The 22,189-nt window shown below is 69.3% G+C and carries 23 protein-coding genes; 10 read left to right on the top strand and 13 right to left on the bottom strand.

The window, feature by feature from the left end:
- Positions 1 to 11: 11 nt before the first annotated feature.
- Together ACFOW8_RS25200 and ACFOW8_RS25205 are read left to right on the top strand one after the other, a co-directional pair.
- Positions 12 to 836 (top strand): IclR family transcriptional regulator, encoded by an 825-nt coding sequence (locus tag ACFOW8_RS25200; RefSeq protein ID WP_378553965.1) that lies wholly within the window; start codon positions 12 to 14, stop codon positions 834 to 836.
- Positions 837 to 942: 106 nt separating this feature from the next.
- Positions 943 to 1,908, top strand: a complete 966-nt coding sequence (locus ACFOW8_RS25205) for a hypothetical protein (RefSeq protein ID WP_378553967.1) — start codon at positions 943 to 945, stop codon at positions 1,906 to 1,908.
- A gap of 33 nt (positions 1,909 to 1,941) precedes the next feature.
- Here ACFOW8_RS25205 and ACFOW8_RS25210 read toward each other — a convergent pair whose 3' ends face one another.
- The gene (locus ACFOW8_RS25210) at positions 1,942 to 2,442 is read right to left on the bottom strand and encodes a MarR family winged helix-turn-helix transcriptional regulator (protein ID WP_378553968.1); all 501 of its coding nucleotides are present in this window, start codon (positions 2,440 to 2,442) and stop codon (positions 1,942 to 1,944) included.
- A 90-nt stretch (positions 2,443 to 2,532) separates the two neighbouring features.
- On the opposite strand from ACFOW8_RS25210, the gene ACFOW8_RS25215 reads away from it, so the two are divergent.
- Complete coding sequence (locus ACFOW8_RS25215; RefSeq protein ID WP_378554672.1) at positions 2,533 to 4,614, top strand: MMPL family transporter; 2,082 nt, start codon at positions 2,533 to 2,535, stop codon at positions 4,612 to 4,614.
- A 3-nt stretch (positions 4,615 to 4,617) separates the two neighbouring features.
- On the opposite strand, the gene ACFOW8_RS25220 is transcribed toward ACFOW8_RS25215, so the two are convergent.
- From ACFOW8_RS25220 to ACFOW8_RS25230, 3 genes are all read right to left on the bottom strand, one after another.
- Positions 4,618 to 5,466 carry an NAD(P)H-binding protein gene (locus tag ACFOW8_RS25220; protein WP_378553969.1) on the bottom strand — a complete coding sequence of 283 codons (849 nt, stop codon included), beginning with the start codon at positions 5,464 to 5,466 and terminating at the stop codon, positions 4,618 to 4,620.
- Positions 5,467 to 5,648: 182 nt separating this feature from the next.
- On the bottom strand, positions 5,649 to 5,948 hold the full coding sequence (locus ACFOW8_RS25225; protein ID WP_378553970.1) for a DUF1540 domain-containing protein: 300 nt from the start codon (positions 5,946 to 5,948) through the stop codon (positions 5,649 to 5,651).
- A gap of 162 nt (positions 5,949 to 6,110) precedes the next feature.
- Positions 6,111 to 7,835, bottom strand: a complete 1,725-nt coding sequence (locus ACFOW8_RS25230) for a GMC oxidoreductase (RefSeq protein ID WP_378553971.1) — start codon at positions 7,833 to 7,835, stop codon at positions 6,111 to 6,113.
- A gap of 99 nt (positions 7,836 to 7,934) precedes the next feature.
- Here ACFOW8_RS25230 and ACFOW8_RS25235 point away from each other — a divergent pair, with 99 nt between their 5' ends.
- The 4 genes from ACFOW8_RS25235 to ACFOW8_RS25250 all read left to right on the top strand — a co-directional run bounded on the left by ACFOW8_RS25235 (position 7,935) and on the right by ACFOW8_RS25250 (position 11,238).
- Positions 7,935 to 8,651 carry a MerR family transcriptional regulator gene (locus ACFOW8_RS25235; protein WP_378553972.1) on the top strand — a complete coding sequence of 239 codons (717 nt, stop codon included), beginning with the start codon at positions 7,935 to 7,937 and terminating at the stop codon, positions 8,649 to 8,651.
- A gap of 7 nt (positions 8,652 to 8,658) precedes the next feature.
- Positions 8,659 to 9,378, top strand: a complete 720-nt coding sequence (locus ACFOW8_RS25240; protein ID WP_378553973.1) for a TetR/AcrR family transcriptional regulator — start codon at positions 8,659 to 8,661, stop codon at positions 9,376 to 9,378.
- Positions 9,379 to 9,516: 138 nt separating this feature from the next.
- A complete protein-coding gene (locus tag ACFOW8_RS25245; protein ID WP_378553974.1) occupies positions 9,517 to 10,110 on the top strand; it encodes a hypothetical protein in 594 nt (197 codons plus the stop codon).
- 129 nt (positions 10,111 to 10,239) lie between these two features.
- Positions 10,240 to 11,238 carry an AurF N-oxygenase family protein gene (locus ACFOW8_RS25250; protein ID WP_378553976.1) on the top strand — a complete coding sequence of 333 codons (999 nt, stop codon included), beginning with the start codon at positions 10,240 to 10,242 and terminating at the stop codon, positions 11,236 to 11,238.
- On the opposite strand, the gene ACFOW8_RS25255 is transcribed toward ACFOW8_RS25250, so the two are convergent.
- The 3 genes from ACFOW8_RS25255 to ACFOW8_RS25265 all read right to left on the bottom strand — a co-directional run bounded on the left by ACFOW8_RS25255 (position 11,235) and on the right by ACFOW8_RS25265 (position 13,887).
- Entirely contained in the window at positions 11,235 to 11,948 is a 714-nt protein-coding gene (locus tag ACFOW8_RS25255) for a TetR/AcrR family transcriptional regulator (RefSeq protein WP_378553977.1), read from the bottom strand. The genes ACFOW8_RS25250 and ACFOW8_RS25255 overlap by 4 nt on opposite strands.
- Positions 11,949 to 11,986: 38 nt before the next feature.
- Positions 11,987 to 13,306, bottom strand: coding sequence for a family 1 glycosylhydrolase (locus tag ACFOW8_RS25260; RefSeq protein ID WP_378553979.1), 1,320 nt, complete (start codon positions 13,304 to 13,306; stop codon positions 11,987 to 11,989).
- Between the two features lie 299 nt (positions 13,307 to 13,605).
- On the bottom strand, positions 13,606 to 13,887 hold the full coding sequence (locus ACFOW8_RS25265; RefSeq protein WP_378553980.1) for a cytoplasmic protein: 282 nt from the start codon (positions 13,885 to 13,887) through the stop codon (positions 13,606 to 13,608).
- A 211-nt stretch (positions 13,888 to 14,098) separates the two neighbouring features.
- Here ACFOW8_RS25265 and ACFOW8_RS25270 point away from each other — a divergent pair, with 211 nt between their 5' ends.
- Together ACFOW8_RS25270 and ACFOW8_RS25275 are read left to right on the top strand one after the other, a co-directional pair.
- Positions 14,099 to 14,824, top strand: a complete 726-nt coding sequence (locus ACFOW8_RS25270; protein WP_378553981.1) for a helix-turn-helix transcriptional regulator — start codon at positions 14,099 to 14,101, stop codon at positions 14,822 to 14,824.
- A gap of 72 nt (positions 14,825 to 14,896) precedes the next feature.
- Complete coding sequence (locus ACFOW8_RS25275; RefSeq protein WP_378553982.1) at positions 14,897 to 15,253, top strand: DUF3703 domain-containing protein; 357 nt, start codon at positions 14,897 to 14,899, stop codon at positions 15,251 to 15,253.
- A gap of 16 nt (positions 15,254 to 15,269) precedes the next feature.
- On the opposite strand, the gene ACFOW8_RS25280 is transcribed toward ACFOW8_RS25275, so the two are convergent.
- The 6 genes from ACFOW8_RS25280 to ACFOW8_RS25305 form a co-directional block, all read right to left on the bottom strand.
- Positions 15,270 to 16,475 (bottom strand): site-specific integrase, encoded by a 1,206-nt coding sequence (locus ACFOW8_RS25280; RefSeq protein WP_378553983.1) that lies wholly within the window; start codon positions 16,473 to 16,475, stop codon positions 15,270 to 15,272.
- A 106-nt stretch (positions 16,476 to 16,581) separates the two neighbouring features.
- A complete protein-coding gene (locus ACFOW8_RS25285; protein WP_378553984.1) occupies positions 16,582 to 16,785 on the bottom strand; it encodes a hypothetical protein in 204 nt (67 codons plus the stop codon).
- Positions 16,786 to 16,972: 187 nt separating this feature from the next.
- Entirely contained in the window at positions 16,973 to 18,268 is a 1,296-nt protein-coding gene (locus tag ACFOW8_RS25290) for a cytochrome P450 (protein WP_378553985.1), read from the bottom strand.
- A 258-nt stretch (positions 18,269 to 18,526) separates the two neighbouring features.
- On the bottom strand, positions 18,527 to 18,973 hold the full coding sequence (locus ACFOW8_RS25295; RefSeq protein ID WP_378553986.1) for a helix-turn-helix domain-containing protein: 447 nt from the start codon (positions 18,971 to 18,973) through the stop codon (positions 18,527 to 18,529).
- Positions 18,936 to 20,453, bottom strand: a complete 1,518-nt coding sequence (locus ACFOW8_RS25300; RefSeq protein WP_378553987.1) for a SulP family inorganic anion transporter — start codon at positions 20,451 to 20,453, stop codon at positions 18,936 to 18,938. Before ACFOW8_RS25300 ends, ACFOW8_RS25295 begins: the two co-directional genes overlap by 38 nt.
- Before the next feature lie 302 nt (positions 20,454 to 20,755).
- Positions 20,756 to 21,625 carry an aldo/keto reductase family oxidoreductase gene (locus tag ACFOW8_RS25305; protein ID WP_378553988.1) on the bottom strand — a complete coding sequence of 290 codons (870 nt, stop codon included), beginning with the start codon at positions 21,623 to 21,625 and terminating at the stop codon, positions 20,756 to 20,758.
- A 127-nt stretch (positions 21,626 to 21,752) separates the two neighbouring features.
- Here ACFOW8_RS25305 and ACFOW8_RS25310 point away from each other — a divergent pair, with 127 nt between their 5' ends.
- Entirely contained in the window at positions 21,753 to 22,184 is a 432-nt protein-coding gene (locus ACFOW8_RS25310) for a winged helix-turn-helix transcriptional regulator (RefSeq protein WP_378553989.1), read from the top strand.
- Positions 22,185 to 22,189: the final 5 nt, after the last annotated feature.

Below are 22,189 nucleotides of genomic sequence, written 5' to 3' on the forward strand. Positions count from 1 at the left end.
CGCAACGGGTCGTGAAGGTGCTCGAACTACTGGCGAAACATCCCACCGAGCGGCTGTCGCTGGCGCGCATCGTCCGGGAGGCCGGACTGTCGCGGGCCACCGCCCACGCGGTGCTCACCCAGCTCACCGCCGACGGCTGGACCGTGCGCGACGACGACAGCTGCTACGGCATCGGTTTGGGTCTGCTCACCGTCGCCCGCCGAGCGGAAGCGGGCTTTCCGCTGCGCCGAGTCGCCGCACCTCACCTGCGCGCACTGGCGCAGCGCACCGGTGACCCGGTGTTCCTCGCCGAACGCGACGGCGACAGCATCGTCGTCACCGAAGTTGTCGGTCATCCCTCCGCCGGCTGGATCCGCCCCGGCCGCAGGCTGCCGCTCGCGCCGCCCGTGTGCCGCGAATTCGTCTCCTGGGCACCGGAATCCGAGCGCGCCGCCTGGCTGGCCGCCGCCGATCCGGCGCACCGGGAACGGCTCGCGCGAGTTCTCACCGAGATCCGCGCCCGCGGCTACTCGGTGGAGCGGCTCGTCGACGATTCGACCCCCGTGCTCGAGGCGCTGGCCGGACTGCGTGATTCGCCGATCACCGAGACGCTGCGGGCTCAATTGGGTTCGGTGATCACCGAACTGATCACGATCGACTATCTGCCCGACGAACTCGGCACGCAGAACGCGGTCGTCACCATCGCCGCCCCGATCCGGGACGCGGCCGGTGCGGTCGTCGCCGCGGTCGTGAGCTGCCCCGACACCAGGCTCTCGGCCGCGGAGCTGAGTGAGCTCGGAGCCGTGACGGTCGCGGCGGCCGAGGCGATCGGTGCCACCGGGTCCGGTCGCAGCTGAACCGGGTCCGGCTGCGACGGGCGGCACGGCGGGCGCGGTCCGTCTACGCTGGCAGCGACGAGCCGGTCCCGTGGCGTTGTGGTCCGGGCGCACAGGAGGATTCGACGTGGCACACGACGGTGACCGCTGGTGGGAAGATCCGGGACTGTCGGGGCAGGGCCCGGCCGCGGGGCCCTATTCGCAGCCGGGGATCCCGCAGCCGCCTGCGGGCTATCCGGGGCAGCAGCCCGGTGCGTACGCACCGCCGCAGTACGGGGTGCCGCCGGGATACGGGCAGCAGGCGTACCCACAGCAGCCCTACGGTCAGCAGCCCTACGGTCAGCAGCCCTATGGGTTCGCGCCACCTCCCGGCCCGCCGCGGCGCGGCAACGGCGCGGGGATCGTCATCGCGGTGGTGGCTGTCTTCGCGCTGGTCGTCGTCACCGGGATCGTCGCGGTGGTGATCGCTCGTTCCGGTTCGCCGGAGACTTCCGCCGCGGCGACCAGCACGACCGCTCCGGCGACGCAGGCCGCGCCGCTCACCGGCACGACCACCGCACCCGCCACCCCGGGTTCGAGAGGTGTGCTCGTCGCCGCCTACCGGGTCGCCTACGACGTGCCGAGTGCCTGGACGATCGCCTCGGCCTCGGAGACGATGTCGTTCTCCTCCGCGGCGGGTTCCATCGTCGGGCGTGGGCAGGCGCACGAGGGCGAGGACTACTGCCCCGGCTCGGCCTATCGCGTCATCTCGGGGATCACCACGAGCACCGAAACCGACGAGGCCGCCGCCTCGCAAGCCATCGCGAGAATCGCCGCAGCGGGTGGCTATTCGGACGCCTCGGGCGGAACGCTCACCGCACCGACCGCGCTGACCACCACCAGTGGTGTCACCGGACAGTTCGTCGAGAGCACCGGACCGTGGACGCCACGAATCCCCGGCTGCACGGCCGACTCCTACTCGGTCTACACCTTCGCCTTCTACAACGCGGAAGGCACCCTGCTCGTGCTGACCATGCTGGTCGATCGCGGCACCAGCGGTGAACTCTCCGCCGACGCGGCGCGGCAGATCATCACCAGCCTGCGCCTGGTCTGACGGCACGGCCGCCGCGGAGGGCGCGGGCGGACCTCACGGCTCTCGGGTGCCCGGCAAGTCGCGGTGGAACTCACGCAACGCGGTGGTGGACGCGACCAGTACCCGGTGCGCCGCCGCCAGATCGGAGTCCGGTAATTCGGACAGTGCCGACCGGGTACGAGCGCTGAGTGGGCCGAAGAAGCTCGCGGCGACGGACATGCCGTGCGTGGTGTAGCCGAGGTGGACGCGCCTGCGGTCGGCGGTGTCGGGTACGCGCGCGAGGTGGCCCGACTCGATCATTCGCTCGACCAGATAGGTGACCGCGGCGGCCGAGACGCCCATGAGCTTGCTGAGCTGGCCCGCGGTGACGGGGGCGCCCTCGGCCTCGGCGGTGGCCACATGCATCAAGGCGCGGAAGTCGTTCGGGCGCAAGTTGTTCGAGTGGGCGAAGGCATGGCCGATCTGCTCCGAGATCGCGGTGAGCGCACGCAAGTCCCTGGCGATCTCGGTCTCCAGCTCTGTCCGGCCGGCGGGTGTTTCGGTGTCCTCGCCCATGCGCGGTCTCCTCTCGGTCGGCTGTGAGTTTAGCCGTTCGAAGTGGTCGCGATTGTGGGTTAGTTAAGTTTCTGAAATAGTAGTCGCGTGATGCGAGCGAAGGACAGCCAGCCGTTGGACCGGTTCGCCCGGTTGGTCACCGGTCGGCGATCATGGGTGCTCCTGCTGGTGATGCTGACGGCGGCAGCGGCGCTGATCGTGCTGGCAGGTGGCAACGACAGCGCGGGCCAGGCCCCGAATTCCCTGCCGTCCTCGGCCGAATCGGCCAGGGCCGCCGCCGCGGCGGAGGCCTTTCCCGACGCGGGCGAGGCCGCCGCCATCGTGGTCGCGACCCGCACCGACGGTGGTCCGCTGACCGAGGCCGATCTCGCCGGGCTCGAGTCCACGCTCCGTGCGGCCGGGTCGGACGCGATCGTGCCGGCCCCCGACCGCCTGGCGGTCCTCGCCCAGGTCCCGGTGCCCGCCGATCTCAACGGATTCGCGCTCACCGAGCGGATCGGCGAACTGCGGACCGCGGTCACCACCGCCGTTCCCGACACGGTGCGCGTGCAGGTGACCGGCGGACCGGCCTTCGGCGCCGACATCGCCGACTCGTTCTCCGGGGCGAACAGCCTGCTGCTCATCGTGACCGCGCTGGTGGTGATGGCGTTGCTGATCCTCACCTATCGATCGCCGATTCTGTGGCTGGTCCCCCTGACCGTCGTCGGCGTGGCCGATCGGGTCGCCACCGGCGTCGGCACCGCACTCGGCCAGCTGACCGGTCTCACCTTCGACGGGTCGACCGCCGGGATAACCAGCGTGCTGGTCTTCGGTGCGGGCACCAACTACGCCTTGCTGCTGGTCTCGCGATACCGCGACGAACTGCACCGGCACCGAGATCACCGCGACGCCCTGCGCGCGGCCGTGCGCCACGCCGCTCCCGCCATCGTCGCCAGCAATGTCACCGTTGTCCTCGCGCTGCTGACCCTGCTGCTGGCCACCCTGCCCAACACCCGGAGCCTGGGCGCCTTCGCCGCCGCGGGGCTCGTCGTCGCACTCGGCTTCGTGCTGCTCGCGCTTCCGCCCGCGCTGGCACTGTGCGGGCGCCGGATCTTCTGGCCCTACGTCCCGGTCGCAGACGGACGCGATCCGGCCGAGCGCGGCATCTGGTCGGCCGTCGCGACCCGCGTGGTGCGCAAGCCCGCCCTGGTCGCCTGCGCCGCATCCGCCGTGCTCGTCGTGCTCGCCACCGGGCTGGTCACCACCGAGATCGGGCTGTCACGCACCGAACAGTTCCGGGTGCAGGCCGAATCCGTCGACGGGTTGCGGACCCTGGCCGCGCACTTTCCCTCCGGATCGTCCGATCCCGCCGTCGTGATCGCGCGCAGCGCCGCCGCTACCGAGGTCGACGCCGAACTCGATGGGCTGGCGGGGGTTTCGCGGGCCACCAGGACCGGGACCTCCGCCGAGGGTACGACCCGCTGGTCGGTCGTACTGGACGCCGAACCCGGCTCGGCGGCGGCCTTCGACACGATCGAAGAGATCCGGACCGCCTTGAGCGCGGTACCGGCTGCCGCCGCGCTCGTCGGTGGCTCCGACGCCGAGGCGCTCGACATCCGCGACGCCGCACGCCGCGACCAAGTGCTGGTGATCCCGCTGATCCTGGCCGTCGTCCTGCTCGTGTTGCTCCTGCTGTTGCGGGCGGTGCCCGCGGCGATCGTGTTGGTGGGGGTGACGGTGCTCAGCGCCCTCGCCGCGCTGGGTGCAGGCAGCCGCCTGAGTGAGACGGTGTTCGGGTTCCCCGCGCTGGACACGAATGTTCCGCTGTTCGGCTTCCTGTTCCTGGTCGCGCTCGGCGTCGACTACACGATCTTCCTGGTGACCAGGGCGAGGGAGGAGGCGGCCGAGCACGGCACGACGCGGGGCATGGTCCGGGCCGTGGCCTCGACCGGCGCGGTGATCACCAGTGCCGGTGCTGTTCTCGCCGCGGTGTTCTGCGTACTCGGTGTGCTGCCGTTGATCACCCTCACCCAGTTGGGAATCGTGGTGGGCATCGGCATTCTGCTCGACACGTTCGTGGTGCGGACGCTGGTGGTGCCCGCTCTGTTCGCCCTGCTCGGCGACGCGGTGTGGTGGCCGAGCGCCCCGGCGCGGACCGACCGCGCGCGGTCGGCTTCGGTGCCCGTGGCGTAACGCTCAGGAACGGCGGGCGAGCCCGGCCAGATAGTCGGCGAAGTCGGTGGCCGGCCGTCCGGTGAGGGTCGGCACCGCGTCCGTCACCTGCGCGAGATCGCCCGCGGCGATCGCGGTGTAGGTGCTGACCCAGCCGTCGACCTCCCAGCGCGGCGCACGGTAGCTCGCCCGCGACGCGTAGGCCTCGTCGACGGTCTGGTCGAGGAAACGGTAGGGGCGGCCGAGGATTTCGGTCATCTGCGCGGTCGCCTCGGTGAGTGTGAACGCGCGCGGGCCGGTCAGGTCGTAGGTGGTGCGGCTGTGTGCGCCGGAGGTGAGGACCGCGGCGGCGCAGGCCGCGACGTCGGCCCGGGTCACCGCGGCGACCCGGCCGGACCCCGCCGGACCCGCGATCACCCCGTCCGCATCGGCGAACTGCGGAATGATGTCCTGGTACTCGTTGTCGCGCAGGAACGTGAAGTCCAGCCCGGACTCGCGCACAGCCTGCTCGGTGTGCCAGTGATCGCGACCGAAGGTGAAGACGCAGTCCGGCGCGGCGCCGACGAACGACAGATACACGATCCGCGACACCCCGGCCGCCGCCGCGGCCCGCACCACCGCGGCCTGCTGTGCGGCCCGGTCCGCGGATTCGACGGCGGAGACGAAGAAGAACGTGTGCGCGCCCTCGAGCGCGGGCGCCACTGTCGCCGGATCGGCGAAGTCGATCGCCGCGCTGGTCGACCCTGGAAGCGCGGGCAGCTTGGTGGTGTCCCGGCCGAGCAGGCGCAGTGGCATCCCGGTATCCGCCAGCAGGTGGGCAACGCGCCCGCCGATCTGTCCACTGGCCCCGGAGATCGCTATCGTGTTCGCCATCAGCCCAGGCTACGTGCACTCCACGCGAAATCGGCGAAGGCGGTGCCCTCGCCGCTCCGCGCGGTCCCCGCCATGGTGCCGGATGGGACCGCGCGGAGTACCTGCGTGCCTATCGGCACCGATAGGTGCGTGCGGCCTCGGGGAGGTGACGACGTCGGCCGCGGCCCCGCAGGCGGATCTGCTCAGCGGGGGGTATAGGTGAGGCAGCGCGCCGCGTGCTCGGCACTGCCGGGACCGACTCGGATCTCGCTCGCGGTGCACTCGAGGTCGCGGTTGTGCGTGCAGTCGGCGCGCTGGCAGGCACCGACCATGCTCGTCACCGTGTCGAGTCCGCCCCGCATCGACAGGGGAACGAAAGTCCCGCAGTCGGCGCTGCCGTTGTGGCCCGCGACATTGATCGCGTAGGCATGGCAGCCGTCGTGGTTGTAGGAACAGTTGTTGACCGTGCACTCGGAGACGTGAGGCATTTCGGTCGTCGTCATATCCAGCCCTCCGGTCCTCTCGATGGTCCTGCTGTGAGCACCCTCACACTAGGCGGCGGAGATCCGGAAGAAAAGGCAGGTCAGACTACCCTAACGCGATGGAAGGGCGTTAAAGCCCCGGACCACGGTTCGGGACCGTGGTCCGGGGCTCGGCGGCAGGTATCAGCCCGCGGTGTGTTCCTTGCCGCGGATATCCACGATCGGCAGCACCAGCGCGGCAGGCGCGCCCGCTGGCACGGCGGGGTGCTTGGGCGCGATCGGCTCGATGCGGGTGTATCCGGCGCTCTGCTCGGGCCTCGTGTCGACCTCGCCCTTGTTGGGCCAGTACGCGGCGGCGCGCTCGGCCTGCGCGGTGATGGTCAGCGACGGGTTCACGCCAAGGTTGGCCGAGACGGCGGCACCGTCGACGACGCTCAGCGTCGGATAGCCGAACACCCGGTGGTAGGCGTCGATCACCCCGTGCGCGGGGTCGGCACCGATGGCGGCGCCGCCGAGGAAGTGCGCGGTGAGCGGGACGTTGAACACTTCGCCCCAGGTTCCGCCCGCGACACCGTCGATCTTGTCCGCGACCCGGCGGGTCACCTCGTTGCCCGCCGGGATCCAGGTCGGATTCGGCTGTCCGTGGCCCTGTTTGGAGGTGAGCTTGCGGCCGAAGACACCGCGCTTGGTGTAGGTGGTGATCGAATTGTCCAGATGCTGCATCACCAGCGAGATGATGGTGCGCTCGCTCCAGTTCTTCACACTGAGGAAGCCGAGCAGGGTCAGGGGATGCAGGATCGCGATGCCGAGGAAGCGCAGCCAGCGCGGGATCCTGCCACCGCCGTCGACCATCAGCGTCTGCAGCAGGCCCATCGAATTCGAGCCCTTGCCGTAGCGCACCGGCTCGATATGGGTATCGGGGGTCGGGTGGATCGACGAGGTGATCGCGACACCCTTGGTGAAGTCCTGGCCGGGGGCGAGCTTCTTGGTCGCCGCGCCGACGATGGACTCGGAGTTGGTGCGGGTGAGCAGACCGAGCCGGTCCGACAGGTTCGGCAGGGTTCCTTGGTCTCGCATGGCGTGCAGCAGTTTCTGGGTGCCGAGTGTGCCCGCCGCCAGCACGACCTGGCCGGCGGTATAGGTCTTGGGATCCTTGCGCAGCCAGGCGCCGGTGCGCTCGGTCGCGACATCCCAGCTGCCGTCGGGTAGCGGCCGCAACGCGGTGACCGTCGTCATCGGAACGACCTGCGCCCCGGCTTGTTCCGCCAGGTACAGGTAGTTCTTGACGAGCGTGTTCTTGGCACCGAACTTGCAGCCGACCATGCAGTCGCCGCACTCGACGCATCCGGTGCGCTCGGGACCGGCGCCGCCGAAGTACGGGTCGGCCACAGTCTTGCCCGGTTCGCCGAAGAACACTCCGACCGGAGTCTGCACGAAGGTGTCGCCGACGCCCATGTCCTCGGCGACCGACTTGAAGATCTCGTCGGCCGGAGTCATGTGCGGGTTCTGCACCACCCCGAGCATCTTCTTGGCCCGCTCGTAGTACGGGGTGAGCTCGTCGCGCCAGTCGGTGATCTCGCGCCACTGTGCGTCCTGGAAGAACGGCTCCGGCGGCACGTACAGGGTGTTGGCGTAGTTCAGCGAGCCACCGCCGACGCCCGCGCCGCCGAGGATCAGCACATCGCGCAGGGGATGGATGCGCTGGATACCGAAGCAGCCGAGCTTGGGCGCCCACAGGAACTTGCGCAGGTCCCAGCTGGTCTTGGGCAGCTCGTCGTCGGCGAACCGGCGTCCGGCCTCGAGAATGCCGACCCGATAGCCCTTCTCGACCAGGCGCAGCGCGGTGACGCTGCCGCCGAAGCCGGAGCCGACGATCAGCACGTCGAAATCGGTCTTGCGTTCGGACATACTCGGGCTCCTGAAGGGTGTCGACAGTGACCTGGGTAACGCTAACGACGACAGTCGGAACTGTCAAAGTTCGGCGCGTGGCGGTCCTATGCTGGTCCGGTGGCCCGATATACCCGCGCGGAGCTCGCCGACGTCAGTGGCGTCGCGGCGCGCACGATCCGCTACTACCACTCCCTCGGCGTGCTGCCCAAGCCCGCGCGCGCAGGCAAAGAGGTGGTGTACACCGACGCGCACCTGGACCGGCTGCGCGATATCGTCGCCATGCAAGCCAGGGGCCTTCGACTCGATGCGATCCGCGAGGTCTTCGACGCCGAGCCCGCGGCCGGTGACTGGCGGACACTGTTCGATCCGCGTGGCGCGCAGTCCGGCGAGCGCGCGGTCCTGCTCGACGACGCCGAGCTGGCCGGGCTGCTCGGGGATCGGGGCACCGACGTCCTCGCCGAGCTGATCGCGGCGGGCTACCTCGAGCGTCGCGGCGACCGCTGGTTCGTCGCCGACCGGCCCATGCTCAAGGGTGCGCTGGTGCTCTACGACACCGGCACCGACATCACCCTGAGTGGGGTGTTGCGCACGTTGATCCGCGAGCGGATCGCCGAATTGGCCGACGAGGTCGTGCGCACGGTGCGCGCCGCGGCGGGCACCGGCTACGGCGGCGAGGACATCGGGGTCGACCTGAGCCGGTTCAGGGAACAGTTCCTCGCGATGGCCTGGGAGGTGGGTGGCGCCACCTTCGCCGCCGAGATCCAGCGTGCGGCGGGCACGCCCGCGGCGCCGGACCCGGCACCGCGGGCCGACGACGCTGCGCGTGCGCGATGATCGGACGATGAGCACCGACGGACCGGGACCGCGCGCACTGGCCCGCGCCAAGACGATCGCCGACATCAAGCGGATCGGCCGCGAGCACCTCGCCTCGCAGGGTGCCGCGGCGCTGTCGCTGCGCGCGGTGGCCCGCGACCTCGGTGTGGTCTCCTCGGCGGTGTACCGCTACGTGCGCAGCCGTGACGAGCTGCTGACCCTGCTGGTTGTCGACGGCTACAACGCGCTCGGCGACGCCGTCGACGCCGCCCTCGCCGCCGTGGCTTCCGATCCCGCGACCCGCTTCCGCGTCACGGCGCGGACGGTCCGATCGTGGGCGCTGGCCGAGCCGGCGTGGTACGGACTGCTGTTCGGTACCCCGGTGCCCGGCTACGCGGCCCCCGCGCAGGACACCGAGGCGCCGGGTATCCGGGTGATCGCCACCCTGCTCGGCATCATCGACGACGCCTACCGTGCCGAATACCTCACCCCACCATCGGCCGAGCCGATCGTGTCGGCCCCCACAGCGGCCGACTTCTCCGCAATTCGCGCGCAATTCGGGCTCGCCGCGCCCGACTGGGTGATCGCGGCGGGCCTGACGGTGTGGACCACGCTGTTCGGCGCGGTGAGTTTCGACGTCTTCGACATGTACGGGCGCGATACCTTCGCCGATCGCGCGGCCGTGTTCGAGTTGCAGATCGATCAGATGCTGAGCATGCTGGGCTTCGCGCGGATTGCCGAAAAGTAGCTGATTGGCGCGGCGTGGGCGACTGGATACCGGGAAGCGGTCGGTACCGTAGCGATCGAGGTGGTTCCCGCGGTATGTGGGGTGAGAGATGTGTGAACGGCGAAGCTCGGTGCGTCGCCAACGAACGGGAGTGCCCGAGTGAATTCTCGCGAGGAGATCTTGCGCCGCGTCCGTGACGGGCTGCTCGACCTGCCCGACGACGAACGTCGGGTGCCCATGCGCCGTTCCGCGGGCGCGCGCGGCCATCTCGATCCGGCCGAACGGGCCGGGGTGCTCGCCCGCTTCGCAGATCGGTTGCGCGAGCACGGTTCGCTCGTGCGCATGGTTGATCTGGACGGCCTGCCCGCCGCGGTGGCGGATGTGCTCTACGGCATGAGCGTGCGGTCGGTCCGCGCCGCGGTCGAACCCGGCCCGGCGTGGCTGGACCACTGGGCGAGCGCGCCGGGGCACGAGGTGGTGCACGGCGGCGCGGCGGAAAGCGGCACCGGTGAGGCGGTGGTCCGCGACGTCGTCGCAGGCGATGCCTCGACCGGCTCGCTCGCCCTGGAGGTCGACGGTGGCCCCGCGGTGTCGGAGGTGGTGCCGCAGGTCTGCGTGGTGCGCGCCGACCGGGTGTTCGGTTCGCTGACCGATGCGCTGGACCGGCTCGATCCGCGGCGACCGCTGGTGTGGCTCGGTGGTCCCGGTGATGCGGATCTGGCCCGGCAGCTCGTGGTTCTGCTCGTCGAGTAACGCCGATCGCGTCCGGGTCACAAACCGGCGCGCGGGGTTGTGTGGGACTCTAGGTCTCAGTTATTCTCGGATCATCCGGTGTGACGGCCGCAACAACGCCGTCGCCGGACACGAACCGAGGAGGCACCGATGACGCTGACCGAATCGAGCCGTGGCGAATTCATCACCGAGGAGTACCGGGATGCGCTGGCGACCCTGTCGCAGGGGTCCGTCGACCGGCATTTCGACCCCTACCTCGATATCGACTGGGATTCGCCCGAGCTCGCCCTCGACCCGAACGACGTGCGCTGGGTACTCTCGCCCGACGTCGATCCGCTCGGCGCGACCCAGTGGTATCGCGACCAGCCGCTGGACAAACAGATCGCGATCGGCCGGTGGCGCACCGCGAACGCGGTCAAAGTCGGCGCGGCCTTCGAGAGCATCCTGATCCGCGGGATGATGCAGTACGTCATGAAGCTGCCGAACGGCTCGCCCGAGTTCCGGTACTGCCTGCACGAGATGACCGAAGAGTGCAACCACATCCAGATGTTCCAGGAGCTGGTGAACCGCATCGGGATCGACGTGCCGGGTATGCGGCCCGTGTTCAAGGCGATGTCGCCGCTGATCGGCGTGGCGGGCGGCTACGCGCACACGATTCTGTTCATCGGCATCCTCGCCGGTGAGGAACCGATCGACCACTACCAGAAGGCGGTCATCCGCGAGGGTGCGACCATGCCGCCATTGGTGTTGCGCACCATGGAGATCCACATCGCCGAGGAAGCGCGGCACATCTCCTTCGCCGGCGAGTTCCTCGCACTCCACATCGGCCGGATGGGAACGTTCAACCGCGGCGTGTGCTCGGTCGCGTTCCCCCTCGCGATGCGCTGGCTGGCGAGCGAGATCATGGCGCCGCCACGCTCGTTCGCCAAGGAGTTCGACATCCCGCGCGAGGTGATCGAGCAGGCGTTCTGGAAGTCGGAACACTCCCGCAAGATCCTGTCCGGATACTTCGCCGACATGCGTAAACTCACCGAGGAACTCGGTCTGATGAACCCGGTCGCGCGCCGATTGTGGCGGGCGCTCGGCATCGATGGTCCCGCCTCGCGCTACCGCAGCGAGCCGGAACGCGGCCTGCGCCGGGTGGCCTAGTTCGGCGCGGCGAACTGGGTGATGATCTCGACCAGCTGCTGTTCGGGGTCGAGGGTGAGCCCGTGCCTGCGGGCCACCCCGTCGACCACGTGCCAGGCGTAGGAGGCCACTTCCTCGATCAGTTGCTCCCGGCTCAGCAGCGGCGCCGGGTCGCCGGCCCAGCGGGTCACGGTGGCCTCGGTCATCGACACGATGGCGAAGGTCATGGTGTCGACCGACCCGTCGTCGGCGACACCGACCACCCCGGCGAGGCCGGTGACGAGGGCCCGGGTCGACGCCGCGATGGTCGCGATCAGCGCGTTCATCGCATCGACCTCGGAGCCCTCCTCCGACGGGCCGGTGCGCAGGAACTCGTGCAGCCGGGGATGGTCCTCGATCCAGGTGACCACGGCGCCGATGGTGCGCACCAGGATCGAGTGGATGGACCCGTCGGCGATATCGAGGGCGTCTTCGATATCGGCGACGAACCGGTCGGAGATCTCGCGCCTGATCCGGCGATCCAGTTCGTCGCGCCCGGCGAACTGCCGGTACACCACCGACTTCGCGAGCCCGGCATGCTCGGCGATCTGCATGATCGGCACCTCGACGCCGACCGGCGCCTGTTCGAGCAATTCGATCGCCGACACCACGATGCGCTCCCGGCGGCTGTCGTTGTGTGGCTGCCATCGGGCTTGTCTGCCGCTCACCGGGCGTGACGTTGCGCTCGACACCCGTCCGAGTCTAGAGCACCGGGGTCTGGCTCGATCCGCTACTGCGGGAGCGTCACCGGATCGGTGCAGCTGCCGGGCGGGTCGACCAGGGAGCAGGTCACCGGGGCGCGGGTCGGCAGGTAGTTCGCGGGGACGCCGCCGGATCCGGTGATCGCGCGATAGGCCTCGACCGCGTCGGTGGGGGTGCGGGTGAGCGTCGGGTCGGTCAGGACATCGACCGTGTACAAACCGAAACGCGGTGTGTACGAGCCCCATTCGTAGTTGTCGGTGAGGCTCCAATAGTTGTAGCCGATCACCGGGATACCGTCGGCGACGGCGCGCTGCAGCCAGTAGGTGGTGTCACGCAGCGCGTCGGCGCGGGTGTAGCCATCCGGCCGGGGTAGGCCGTTCTCGGTCGGGATGCCGTTCTCGACGATGTAGAGGGGCTTGCCGGGAAAGCGGCGCGCGTAGTGGTCGAGTGCGTAGTAGATGCCCTCGGCTTGCAGGGGCATCGTCCACAGCCGGTCGAAATCGGGCACGGTGAGCTGGCTGGGGGACAGGCCGTAGTAGTAGTCGATGCCGACGTAGTCGAGCCGGGCCGCGATGCGGTCGAGCAGCGGGCCGCTGATCGCGTCGTCGACGGCGGGAATGAACGCGGCATTGCTGGTGACCTGGGCCCCTGGTCGCACGCCGTGGATGTAGTCGTAGATCTCGTTGTGCGCCTGGGCGATCCGCTCGGCCATGACGGGCAGGCCCGCCGCGTCTATGCCGCCGTGGCGCAGCTCGTTCACCAGGTACACGGTCGGCTCGTTGAAGGTGACCCAGAGCGGGTCGGTGTCGGCGTATCGGTCGACGACGCGCCGAGCGTTGCTCAACCAGGCCGCCACGATCCGCTCATCGCGCCAGCCACCTCGTTCGGCTGCCCAGCCGGGGTACACCCAGTGGTCGAGGGTGAGCATGGGCCGCATGCCCGCCGCGACGATGGCATCGACGACCTCGTCGTAGAACGCGAAACCGTCCACGTCCCACACGCCGGCGTGTGGCTGCAGTCGGGCCCACTCGATGCCGATGCGATAGACCCGCACCCCGAGATCGGCGGCGAGAGCGATATCCGAACGGAACCGTGCCAGGAAGTCGACGGAGTTCAGATAGGGGTCCTTCGTCTTGCCGGACTCGACATAGCGCCGCCAGTTGCTGTCGGGCGCATCGCCTTCCGCTTGGAAGCCGGACGCGGCGACGCCCCAGAGGAATTCGGGGCCGAGGGGTGCGAGCTGGGCGGGTGCGGCCGGGCGGGCGAAAGCGGGGGAGGGGCCTGCGCCGAGCGTTGCCGTCAGCGCAGCGATGATGGCGAGGATACGGCGGCCACTGGGGGAGGGCATGAAGCTCCAGGTGGGTGCGAGGAAGCAGGGGGAGTGGATCCCAGTGTGCGACAGGGGCTGGATCGAACGACGGAAATGCGTAGGTGTGGCTTCTGGCAGCATATAACATCGGGATACGTAGATATGCGCATTCAACTATGTGCACTCCCCCTCAACCACCCGCCGTCACTTCGCATACATGTTCGCCTCTACCAGCCTCTAGCAAAGAGGAGGGGGGTTGGGCTCGCTGCTCGGCTCGCCCAGTGTCGAGGCCGGTATATGTGCAGGCCGCGCATCTTGCTCCGGGACGGCAGGCCGCGTCAGAACCAGTAGTCGTGCATCCCCGTCAGAAACTCGGCAGTGAGCGGATAGCCGGACGAGTCACCGATGACGCTGTCTATCCCGCAGATCGGGCACAGTGCCGTCTCGCCCCGCCCTCTCTGCGTGTCGGTCCAGTCCTGAATCGCCGAGGGCGGGAAAGTTGTGCGGCAGTGGAAGCAGCCACAGCGGGAGCTCGCCTCGATCTCGAAGCGGTGCCGGGCGGAATAGCGGTGGGCGGCGCGAAGAGCTGAATCCCGCGGTGACTCCTGACTGCTGCTCACTGGGCGATCTTTGCACGAGGACTGCGAGGTTCGTGGGGGCGACGGGATGAGCGGCAGGGTGACGCTCGCGGTTGGGGTCGCCGGTCACTGCGGCTACCGCTTGTCGGTGGCCCTTCGGGTGAACATGCGCCGGAGAGCCGGACTTGTGTCGTGGCGTGTTGCGGGTCATCCTGCGGTGGTGGTTGCCGAACGTTCATGGCGTGGACTGCGAATGACCGGTGCTAGCGAATGGGCCGGGACGATGCTGCTTCGGCCCGGTGTGATGGTGTTGACGGGTGACGTCGGCGCGACCACGCTGCATGCGCATCATTCGGTACAGGTACTGACGAGCGAGTCCCGCTTCGCGATCGGTGATGCCTACGGGAACACGACGACCTGTCGCGCGGTGGTGGTTCCGCCGAATGTCCGGCACCGGGTGGTCCACGGTGCCGCGGCGTCGACGGTGGTCCATGTGGCGCCGGAAGCGAGTGCGGTGGCGACGCTGTGTCCTGACCGCGGCGACACGGTCGATGGCTGGGTGCGTGCCGGGTCACTGTTTCTGTCGGGGCCGATCGGTACGGCCGATCTGGTGGCCGGCCTGGGCGGGCACGCGGATGAGACCGGTCATCCGGCCGTCCGTCGCGTGCGGGCCGAGCTGCCTGGGTTGCTGGCCGACGGCCCGGTCCGGCTCGCCGCGGTGGCACTGCGAGTGCGGCTGTCCGAGAGCAGGCTGGCGCATCTGTTCGCCGCCGAGATGGGGCTTCCGTTCCGGGCGTATGTGCGGTGGTTGCGGATGCAGCAGGCGATGCGGCTCGTCGCCGCGGGCCGTTCGTTCACCGAGGCCGCGCATGGTGCGGGATTCGCCGACAGCGCCCATCTGAATCGGGTCTGCCACAGCATGTTCGGTGCGGCTCCGTCGGATTTCGGGCGGCTGCGGTGGGTGGACGAGCTTCCGTAGCAGGTTCGTTCAAGCCCACGGCATGGCCGCGCTGGGAGGCTGTCGGTCAGTTCGACAGCAATGGAGGTTCCGATGTCCCGTATGCCCGTGTCCGTTCGATCCGCGTTCGAGGCCGAGCTGAGCCGCGCACACAGCGCCGCCGAGCTCGACGAGAGGTGGCATGCGCTCGAACGGGCGCACATCCTTTCGCAGCCATGGGCCTGGCCGCACACTCGTGTCCATTGGGTGATGCTGGTTCTCGCGCTGCGGTGCCGCGACCGTCGCGAAGCGGTCGGGCAGGTGATTCGGCTCGCAGGCGCCGGCGTCGCCTCCGCGACCGGGCGGGCTCCACTCGGGAACACCGGACGGTCCGATGTCGGTGTGTTCACGCCGATGCCGATTCCCGAGGATCTGAGCGCGATCCTCGCCGCGGGTGCGTCGGAACGCTGAAGAGCGGTGCGCTGACTCAGAGGCCGAGCTTGGTGACGGCGTTGTCTTCGAGGGGGTTGGCGGTGCGGATGTAGCCGTGGACGGTGCGTGGGTTGGCCCAGCGGCCCTGGCGCATGATCTCCCGGTCGCTGGCACCGCCGAGCGCGGCTTGGGTGGCGAAGCCGGCGCGTAGCGAGTGGCCGGAGAACAGGTCGGGGTCGAGGCCGGCGCGGGCGGCGTAGCGTTTGACGAGTTCGGCGACAGCTCGGCCGGACAGCGCCGCGGTGCCGAGGGAGCCGTGGCGGTTGATGGTGGGGAACAGTGGCCGGTCGGTCTGCGCGCTGAGCGGGGTGCCGGTGAAGCCGTGGCAGCGGTGGATCGTGGTGTCGGGTACGGGGTTGGCGGTGGTCCACGCGCGGGTTCCGGCAGTGCCTTCGGCGTCGTGGATCTCGAGCAGCCGGACCCAATCGGCGAACGCGCACACCGGGCAGGTGCGTGGGTGGGTGCCGCGGGGGAGGGCGATGCGTTGTTCGGCGGCACCGGTGGGGTCGGTCTTGGTGGTGGGCAGGTGGACGACGAGCAGCGGTTCGCCGGTGGTGTGGTCGGTGCGCGCGTGGACGTCGGCGATGCGCAGGCCGGCGAGTTCACTGCGGCGCAGCGCTCCGGCGAACCCGACGAGCAGGGCGAGGGCGTCCCGGCGCCGGGCCGGTTCGGTGGGCCACCCTGGTGCGGGGAGTTCGGCGAGCAGCTGGTCGAGGGTGTGCAGCAGGACGGGGCGTTTGCGGGTCGGCGGGGTGCGCCGGGTGCGCCGGATTCCGCGCAGGGTGAGCCGGACGACATCGGACCGGGTCGGTGCGGGGAGTCCGTTCGCGGCGTGCACGGCGGCGATCGCGGCGGACTTCCGTTCGAGGGTGGCGGGACTGAAAGCCCATGCGCCACCGTCTCGTCGGGCATCGGCCGCGGCCGCGAGATACACGGCGACGTCGAGCGGGTCGGCGGGCAGCGCCTGCCGCTGCTCGGCCACGCACCATCCCGCCCAGGCGATCCAGTCGGTGCGGTAGGCGCGCAAGGTGTTCGCAGACTGGGAGGCTTCCAGGTACCGCCGCAACGCGTCGGCTTGTCCGTCGTCGAACCGTTCCCGGACCATCCGCAGCGCGGCGGTGTCGACGAGTACGCTGCGCACGCCCCGCCGCAGCTCGGTCCGCACCTGTTCGGGGAGGACGACCGCGGTGTCGGTGTTCACGCCGCCCCCTCGGTGCATCGAATCGTTGCCGTCGTTGATTCCTGGCGCTCGAGCTTAGGCGATCAGGGCATCGATGGGCGCAGGCGACTCGCGGGGTCCGATGCCCTCAGGCCATTTCTTCGAGTTCGGCGAGTTTGGTGTGGATGAAGGCGGCGAGCCGGTGGCGGGCCGCAGTGGTGAGGAAGCTGATGTCGCCGAGTCGCGGGAAATGGTCGTCGACCTGGCCGGACAGGGTTTCGGTGGCGTCGCCGGGATCTTCGGTGGACGCGAGGGGTGCCGGATGTTGCTGGGGGAGAGGAACATTCGGCACGTCCGGGTCTGTAGTGGCTGCTCCGTGACGTACCATGCCTGAACCTTAACGTTTTGGTCACGGCCGTTGCCAACATGCAAGGCACGGTAGTGATAACTGCCACGTTTTCGGATTCTGTGGATCATCGGGGACCGCGATGTGGTGGGGGCCGCGAGCGGTGGTCGCCGCCGAGCGTGGTCTGCTCGGTTCAGGTCCGGGCCAGCTCCCGCACCAGGATCGGGGCGCCGTCGGCGGGCACGTGGGTGATGTTGCGAACGCGGCCTCGCCCGGTAGCGCCCGGCGGGAGCTCGATGCGGTGCCTGCGCAGGATCTCCTGCAGCACTGCCGCGCCTTCCATGAGGGCGAAACCCGCGCCGAGACAGCGTCGGACACCACCGCCGAAGGGGAACCAGGTGTGCGGGGCGAGGGTGCCGTCGAGGAAGCGTTCGGGCCGGAACACCGCGTCGGGGTAGGACTCGCCGTCGCGATGGGCCAGCAGGATCGAGCACGCGACCACCGTGCCCGCGGGCAGCCGATGCCCGCCGAGCGTCAGGTCGCGGGTCAGCTTGCGGACGACGCCGCCGATGACCCAGTGGAAGCGCAGCGCCTCCTTCATCACCGCTTCGAGATAGGCGGTGTCGCCGTCGTGCGCGGCGCGGCGGGCCGATTCCTGGCGCTCTGGGTCGGCGGCGAGCTCGTGCAGCGCCCAGGCCAGGGCCGAGGAGGTGGTCTCGTGACCGGCGGCGAGCAGCGTGACGAGCTGGTCGCGCAGTTCGGTGGGAGTGAGCGGGTGCTCGGTCGCCGCTCCGGCGGCCAGCAGGCGGGACAGCACGTCGCCGCCGGGTGCGCCGGCGCCGGTCTCACGGGCGGCGATCTCGGCGTAGAGCCTGCTGTCCAGGAGGGCCTTGTCGTCGTGGAATCGTTTCCACGGGCCGTGGTTCTGCAGACGTGGTGCGCGCGAGCCGAGCAGGGTCAGCGGGGCGATCTCGGTGATGCGGCGCATCGGTGGGCCGATCTGCGCCCGGCGTCGTGGATCGCTCACGCCGAGCACGACCTCGCTGATGATGTCGAGGGTGATGGCGGTCATCGCGTCGAGACCGCGCACGGTGGTGCCGGTAGTCCACGTTTCGATGTGGTCGGCCGCGATCCGTTCGACGAGTGTGCGGTAGCCCGCCAGGGCGGCCCCGGTGAAGGCGGGCATGAGCAGGCGCCGGGCGCGTGCGTGCGCGTCGTCGTCGGTGAGCAGTACCGAGTGCTCGCCGAGCAGGGGGCGCAGGATCGCGTTGCTCTCCCCGGCGTGCAGGTCGGCGGGAGAGGCCGCGAAGATCTCCCTGATGTGTTCGGGTCGGGTGAACACGACGAGGTGGTGTGGGTAGGGCGGCAGCAGGCGCAGGGTGAAGGTGTCGCCGTAGCGGCGCGCGGTGGCGGTCAGGAAACGCTCGCGTCGCTGGAGGTAGCGCAGTGTCTGCACGAGGGGAGGCTGTCGGGGGCCGGGCGGATACATCGCGGTCGTCCTCTCCTCGGCGGCTGGGTCTCACGGTAGCTCAGCGGCCCGATCAGGTCGCCGTTTTCCGCCGGCCGTCAGCGACGGTTGGCAGGTCGGGCAGACCCATTGCCCACCGGTAGAACTCGTCGGCCGGGCCGAGTGCCGTGCGGATGTGCGCGGGGACGATCGGTGTCGAGGAACGGCTCGAGCAGCTCGGCCCACACGTCGGTGCCGAATTCGACATCCATCGGGTCACCGGAGCCGGGGGTCTCGGGTTCAGTGCGGGTCGGTGGTGGCGCGGGTGGTGAGCAGGTCGGTGAATTCCTCGGCGTAGGCGAGGTGTTTGCGCAGCCGCTCGGCGCTGTCGGCCGCCTTGTCGCGCAGCACGCGCAGGTCGGCGCGGGCGATGGTGTGCCGGTCGGCGGGTGCGGTCGGGTCGTCGAGGATGTCGATCGCGTCGAGCAGGTGTTTCATCTCCGTCAGGGAGAACCCGAGAGGTTTCATTCGGCGGATCAGCAGCATACGGTCGACGTCGGCGGCGGTGTAGAGCCGGAATCCGCCTGCCGACCGGGCCGAGGGCTGGACCAGGCCGACCTCGTCCCAGTGGCGGATGGATTTCAGGGACAGGTCGGTGAGCTCGGCTACCTGCCCGATCTGCAGGTAGCCGCTGGTGTCGGCGGGCACCTCAGTGCCCGCCGACCAGGTGCCCGGACAATCGGTCATGGCGGGCTTCCGAGGCCGGGTTGAGCCCGATGATCTCGGCTTTCTTGCCCTTGGCGGCGTATTTGGTGGTGATGGCGTCCAAGGTGGCCACGGTCGAGGCGTCCCAGATGTGTGCCTGCGACATGTCGATCACGACATGAGCGGGGTCGTCCACATAGTCGAACTGGTAGACCAGGTCGTTGCTGGAGGCGAAGAACAGTTCGCCGCGCACCCGATACACCCTGGTGTCGACGGTGCCGTCGTGATCGGTGTCGGACTCGGCGACCTTCTCGACCTCGGTGAAGTGGGCGACCCGGTGGGCGAAGGCGACCATCGCGGTCAGCACGCCCGCGATCACCCCGTAGGCCAGGTTGTGGGTGGCGACGGTGACGACGACGGTCACCGCCATGACGGTGGTTTCGGCGATCGGCATGCGGCGCAAGGTCTTCGGCGCGATCGAATGCCAGTCCATGGTGCCCACCGACACCATGATCATCACCGCGACGAGCACGGCCATCGGGATCTGCGCGACGAGGCCGCCGAGGCCGACCACCAGGATCAGTAGGAACACCCCGGCCAGGAAGGTCGAGATCCGGGTGCGGGCGCCGGAGACCTTCACGTTGATCATGGTCTGGCCGATCATGGCGCATCCGCCCATGCCGCCGAAGAATCCGGTGACCACATTGGCCACGCCCTGGCCCCAGCCTTCGCGGGTCTTGTCGGAGTGGCTGTCGGTGATGTCGTCGACGAGCTTTGCGGTCATCAACGATTCGAGCAGACCGACGAGGGCGACAGCGAGGGCGTACGGGGCGATGATCCGCAGGGTGTCGACGGTGAACGGCACGTCGGGTATCAGCCACGCGGGCAGGCTGGACGGCAGTTCACCCTCGTCGCCGACATCGGGCACGTCGAGCGCGAAGATCATGGTCAGTGCGGTGAGGGTGACGATCGCGATCAACGGCGCGGGGATCGCGGTGGTGAGCTTGGGCAGCAGCACCATCACCGCCAGTGCCACGGCCACCATCGGATACACCAGCCACGGCACCCCGATCAGGTGCGGGATCTGGGCGAGGAAGATCAGGATCGCGAGAGCGTTGACGAAGCCGACCATGACGCTGCGCGGAATGAACCGCATCAGCTTGGCGACTCCGGCGAGGCTGAGCACGATCTGGATGATCCCGGCCAGGATGACGGTGGCGATGAGGTAGTCGAGTCCGTGCTCGGCGACGATCGGCGCGACCACGAGGGCGACCGCGCCGGTGGCGGCCGAGATCATGGCGCGGCGGCCGCCGACCACGGCGATGGTGACGGCCATGGTGAACGAGGCGAACAGCCCGACGCGTGGATCGACACCGGCGATGATGGAGAACGAGATCGCCTCCGGGATCAGCGCAAGCGCGACCACAAGTCCGGCCAGCACCTCGGTGCGCAGCCGGGCGGGGCTGCGCAGGGCGGCGAGCACCGAACCCTCGTCGGCCTGTCGATGTGCCGTCGCCGCCATGGCTCTCCATTCGGTGAATCGCGCACGCGGGCGCACCCGCGTGCGGACGCCGCACGCGGGAATGATCGTCGGGGACGTGGGCCGCATCGCCGCAGCGCCACGCGCCGAACCCTACCCTTACGGGAGGGTAGGGTGACAAGCCGGTTTGTCCGATCGTGAGCGGGATCTCAGCACCGTCGTCGCCGGGCGCCGGCCCGGCGTCCGAATCGGCTGAGCGAAGTCGTCGGAACGCCGGTAGCGGGGGTGCGCCGGGACCGATCACCGGGATCCGGTGGTGCCGGCTCGCTCGCTGGTCGGCATGATCACCTGCCGATGCTGTCCAGTTCCGCGACATCGTCGGCGGACAGGTGGAGTCCGGCGCCGGTGATGTTCTCCCGGAGATGCGCTAGCTGGGACGTGCCCGCGATCAGCAGAATGTTCGCCGAGCGCTGCAGGAGCCAGGCGAGCGCCACCGACATCGGTGTCGCGTCCAGTCGCATAGCCACTGTTGACAGCGCGTCCGCCTGCAGGGGTGCGAAGCCGCCGAGGGGGAAGAAGGGGACATAGGCGATGTTGTCCGCGGCGAGTCGATCGACAAGCTCGTCGTCGTGCCGGTGGGCCAGGTTGTACATGTTCTGGACGCAGACCACCGGGGCGATTCGCCGTGCGTCGGCGATCTGGTCGGCGGTCACGTTGCTGACGCCGAGGTGCCGGATCAGGCCTTGCTGCTGGAGGCCCGCGAGGGTCTCGAATGCCTCGGTGATCGAGCCCGGCTGAGGTCCGGTCGCGTCGCCCATACGCATGTTCACCAGGTCGAGAGCGTCGACTCCGAGGGATTCGAGGTTGTCGTGCACCTGCCTGCGCAGGGATTCGGGATCGCGGGCCGTGGGCCAGCCGCCCTCGGCGTCTCGACGTGCGCCGACCTTGGTCGCGATCACCACGGATTCCGGGTAGGGGTGCAGCGCTTCGCGGATCAGCTCGTTCGTGACTCGCGGGCCGTAGGCGTCGCTGGTGTCGATATGTGTGATGCCCTGCCTGACCACTTCGCGAAGGACAGCGACGGCGGCGTCGCGGTCGGCGGGTGGGCCCATCACCTGGGGTCCCGTGAGCTGCATGGCCCCGTACCCGAAGCGTGGCACCGTGCGGTCGCCGAGAGTCCAGGTCCCGCCGGGGAGGGTAGAAGTGGTGGTCATCGTGATTCCCTTCGTGGTGAGCGTCGATCGAGCATCGCGCCGCTACCACACCAGCTTCGGTGCGTAACTCTATGATGGAAAGTAGGCACTTCGGAGTGCGTAACACACCAGGTTCGGAGGGCCATCCATGGCGACCAGGAGCGCTGCCGGGAAGCGCGAGCAGGCCAGAAACGCATACAACGCCTTCCTCGCGGCGTGTCCGAGCCGGAATCTTCTCGACCGGCTCTCCGACAAGTGGGTCGTACTGATCCTGTGTGCTCTCGGGGGAGACAGCACCGGCGGTGACGGTGCGCCTGTCACTCTCCGGTATTCCGAGCTCGCTCGGCTCATCGCCGGTGTGAGCCAGAAGATGCTCACGCAGACATTGCGGTCGTTGGAGCGCGACGGACTCGTTACCCGGACGGTGACGCCGACGGTCCCGGTCACCGTCGACTACGCACTGACCGATCTCGGCCTCTCGCTCCATCAGACCTTGCGTCAGGTCCGTCTCTGGGCGCAAGACCACATGGACGAGGTGGGGGCTTGCCGAGCCATCTACGACGGCGACGCGGTGAGCTGAGTCGG

The sequence above is a fragment of the Nocardia rhizosphaerae genome, from assembly GCF_042650365.1.
Classification (GTDB): Bacteria; Actinomycetota; Actinomycetes; order Mycobacteriales; family Mycobacteriaceae; genus Nocardia; species Nocardia rhizosphaerae.

Coding starts and splice junctions, on each gene's coding strand:
- ACFOW8_RS25210 (WP_378553968.1), bottom strand. CDS start 2,442: ATGGGCGAGGACACCGAAACACCCGCCGGCCGGACAGAGCTGGAGACC.
- ACFOW8_RS25215 (WP_378554672.1), top strand. CDS start 2,533: ATGCGAGCGAAGGACAGCCAGCCGTTGGACCGGTTCGCCCGGTTGGTC.
- ACFOW8_RS25220 (WP_378553969.1), bottom strand. CDS start 5,466: ATGGCGAACACGATAGCGATCTCCGGGGCCAGTGGACAGATCGGCGGG.
- ACFOW8_RS25225 (WP_378553970.1), bottom strand. CDS start 5,948: ATGACGACGACCGAAATGCCTCACGTCTCCGAGTGCACGGTCAACAAC.
- ACFOW8_RS25230 (WP_378553971.1), bottom strand. CDS start 7,835: ATGTCCGAACGCAAGACCGATTTCGACGTGCTGATCGTCGGCTCCGGC.
- ACFOW8_RS25240 (WP_378553973.1), top strand. CDS start 8,659: ATGAGCACCGACGGACCGGGACCGCGCGCACTGGCCCGCGCCAAGACG.
- ACFOW8_RS25250 (WP_378553976.1), top strand. CDS start 10,240: ATGACGCTGACCGAATCGAGCCGTGGCGAATTCATCACCGAGGAGTAC.
- ACFOW8_RS25260 (WP_378553979.1), bottom strand. CDS start 13,306: ATGCCCTCCCCCAGTGGCCGCCGTATCCTCGCCATCATCGCTGCGCTG.
- ACFOW8_RS25270 (WP_378553981.1), top strand. CDS start 14,099: ATGACCGGTGCTAGCGAATGGGCCGGGACGATGCTGCTTCGGCCCGGT.
- ACFOW8_RS25275 (WP_378553982.1), top strand. CDS start 14,897: ATGTCCCGTATGCCCGTGTCCGTTCGATCCGCGTTCGAGGCCGAGCTG.
- ACFOW8_RS25290 (WP_378553985.1), bottom strand. CDS start 18,268: ATGTATCCGCCCGGCCCCCGACAGCCTCCCCTCGTGCAGACACTGCGC.
- ACFOW8_RS25295 (WP_378553986.1), bottom strand. CDS start 18,973: ATGACCGATTGTCCGGGCACCTGGTCGGCGGGCACTGAGGTGCCCGCC.
- ACFOW8_RS25300 (WP_378553987.1), bottom strand. CDS start 20,453: ATGGCGGCGACGGCACATCGACAGGCCGACGAGGGTTCGGTGCTCGCC.
- ACFOW8_RS25305 (WP_378553988.1), bottom strand. CDS start 21,625: ATGACCACCACTTCTACCCTCCCCGGCGGGACCTGGACTCTCGGCGAC.
- ACFOW8_RS25310 (WP_378553989.1), top strand. CDS start 21,753: ATGGCGACCAGGAGCGCTGCCGGGAAGCGCGAGCAGGCCAGAAACGCA.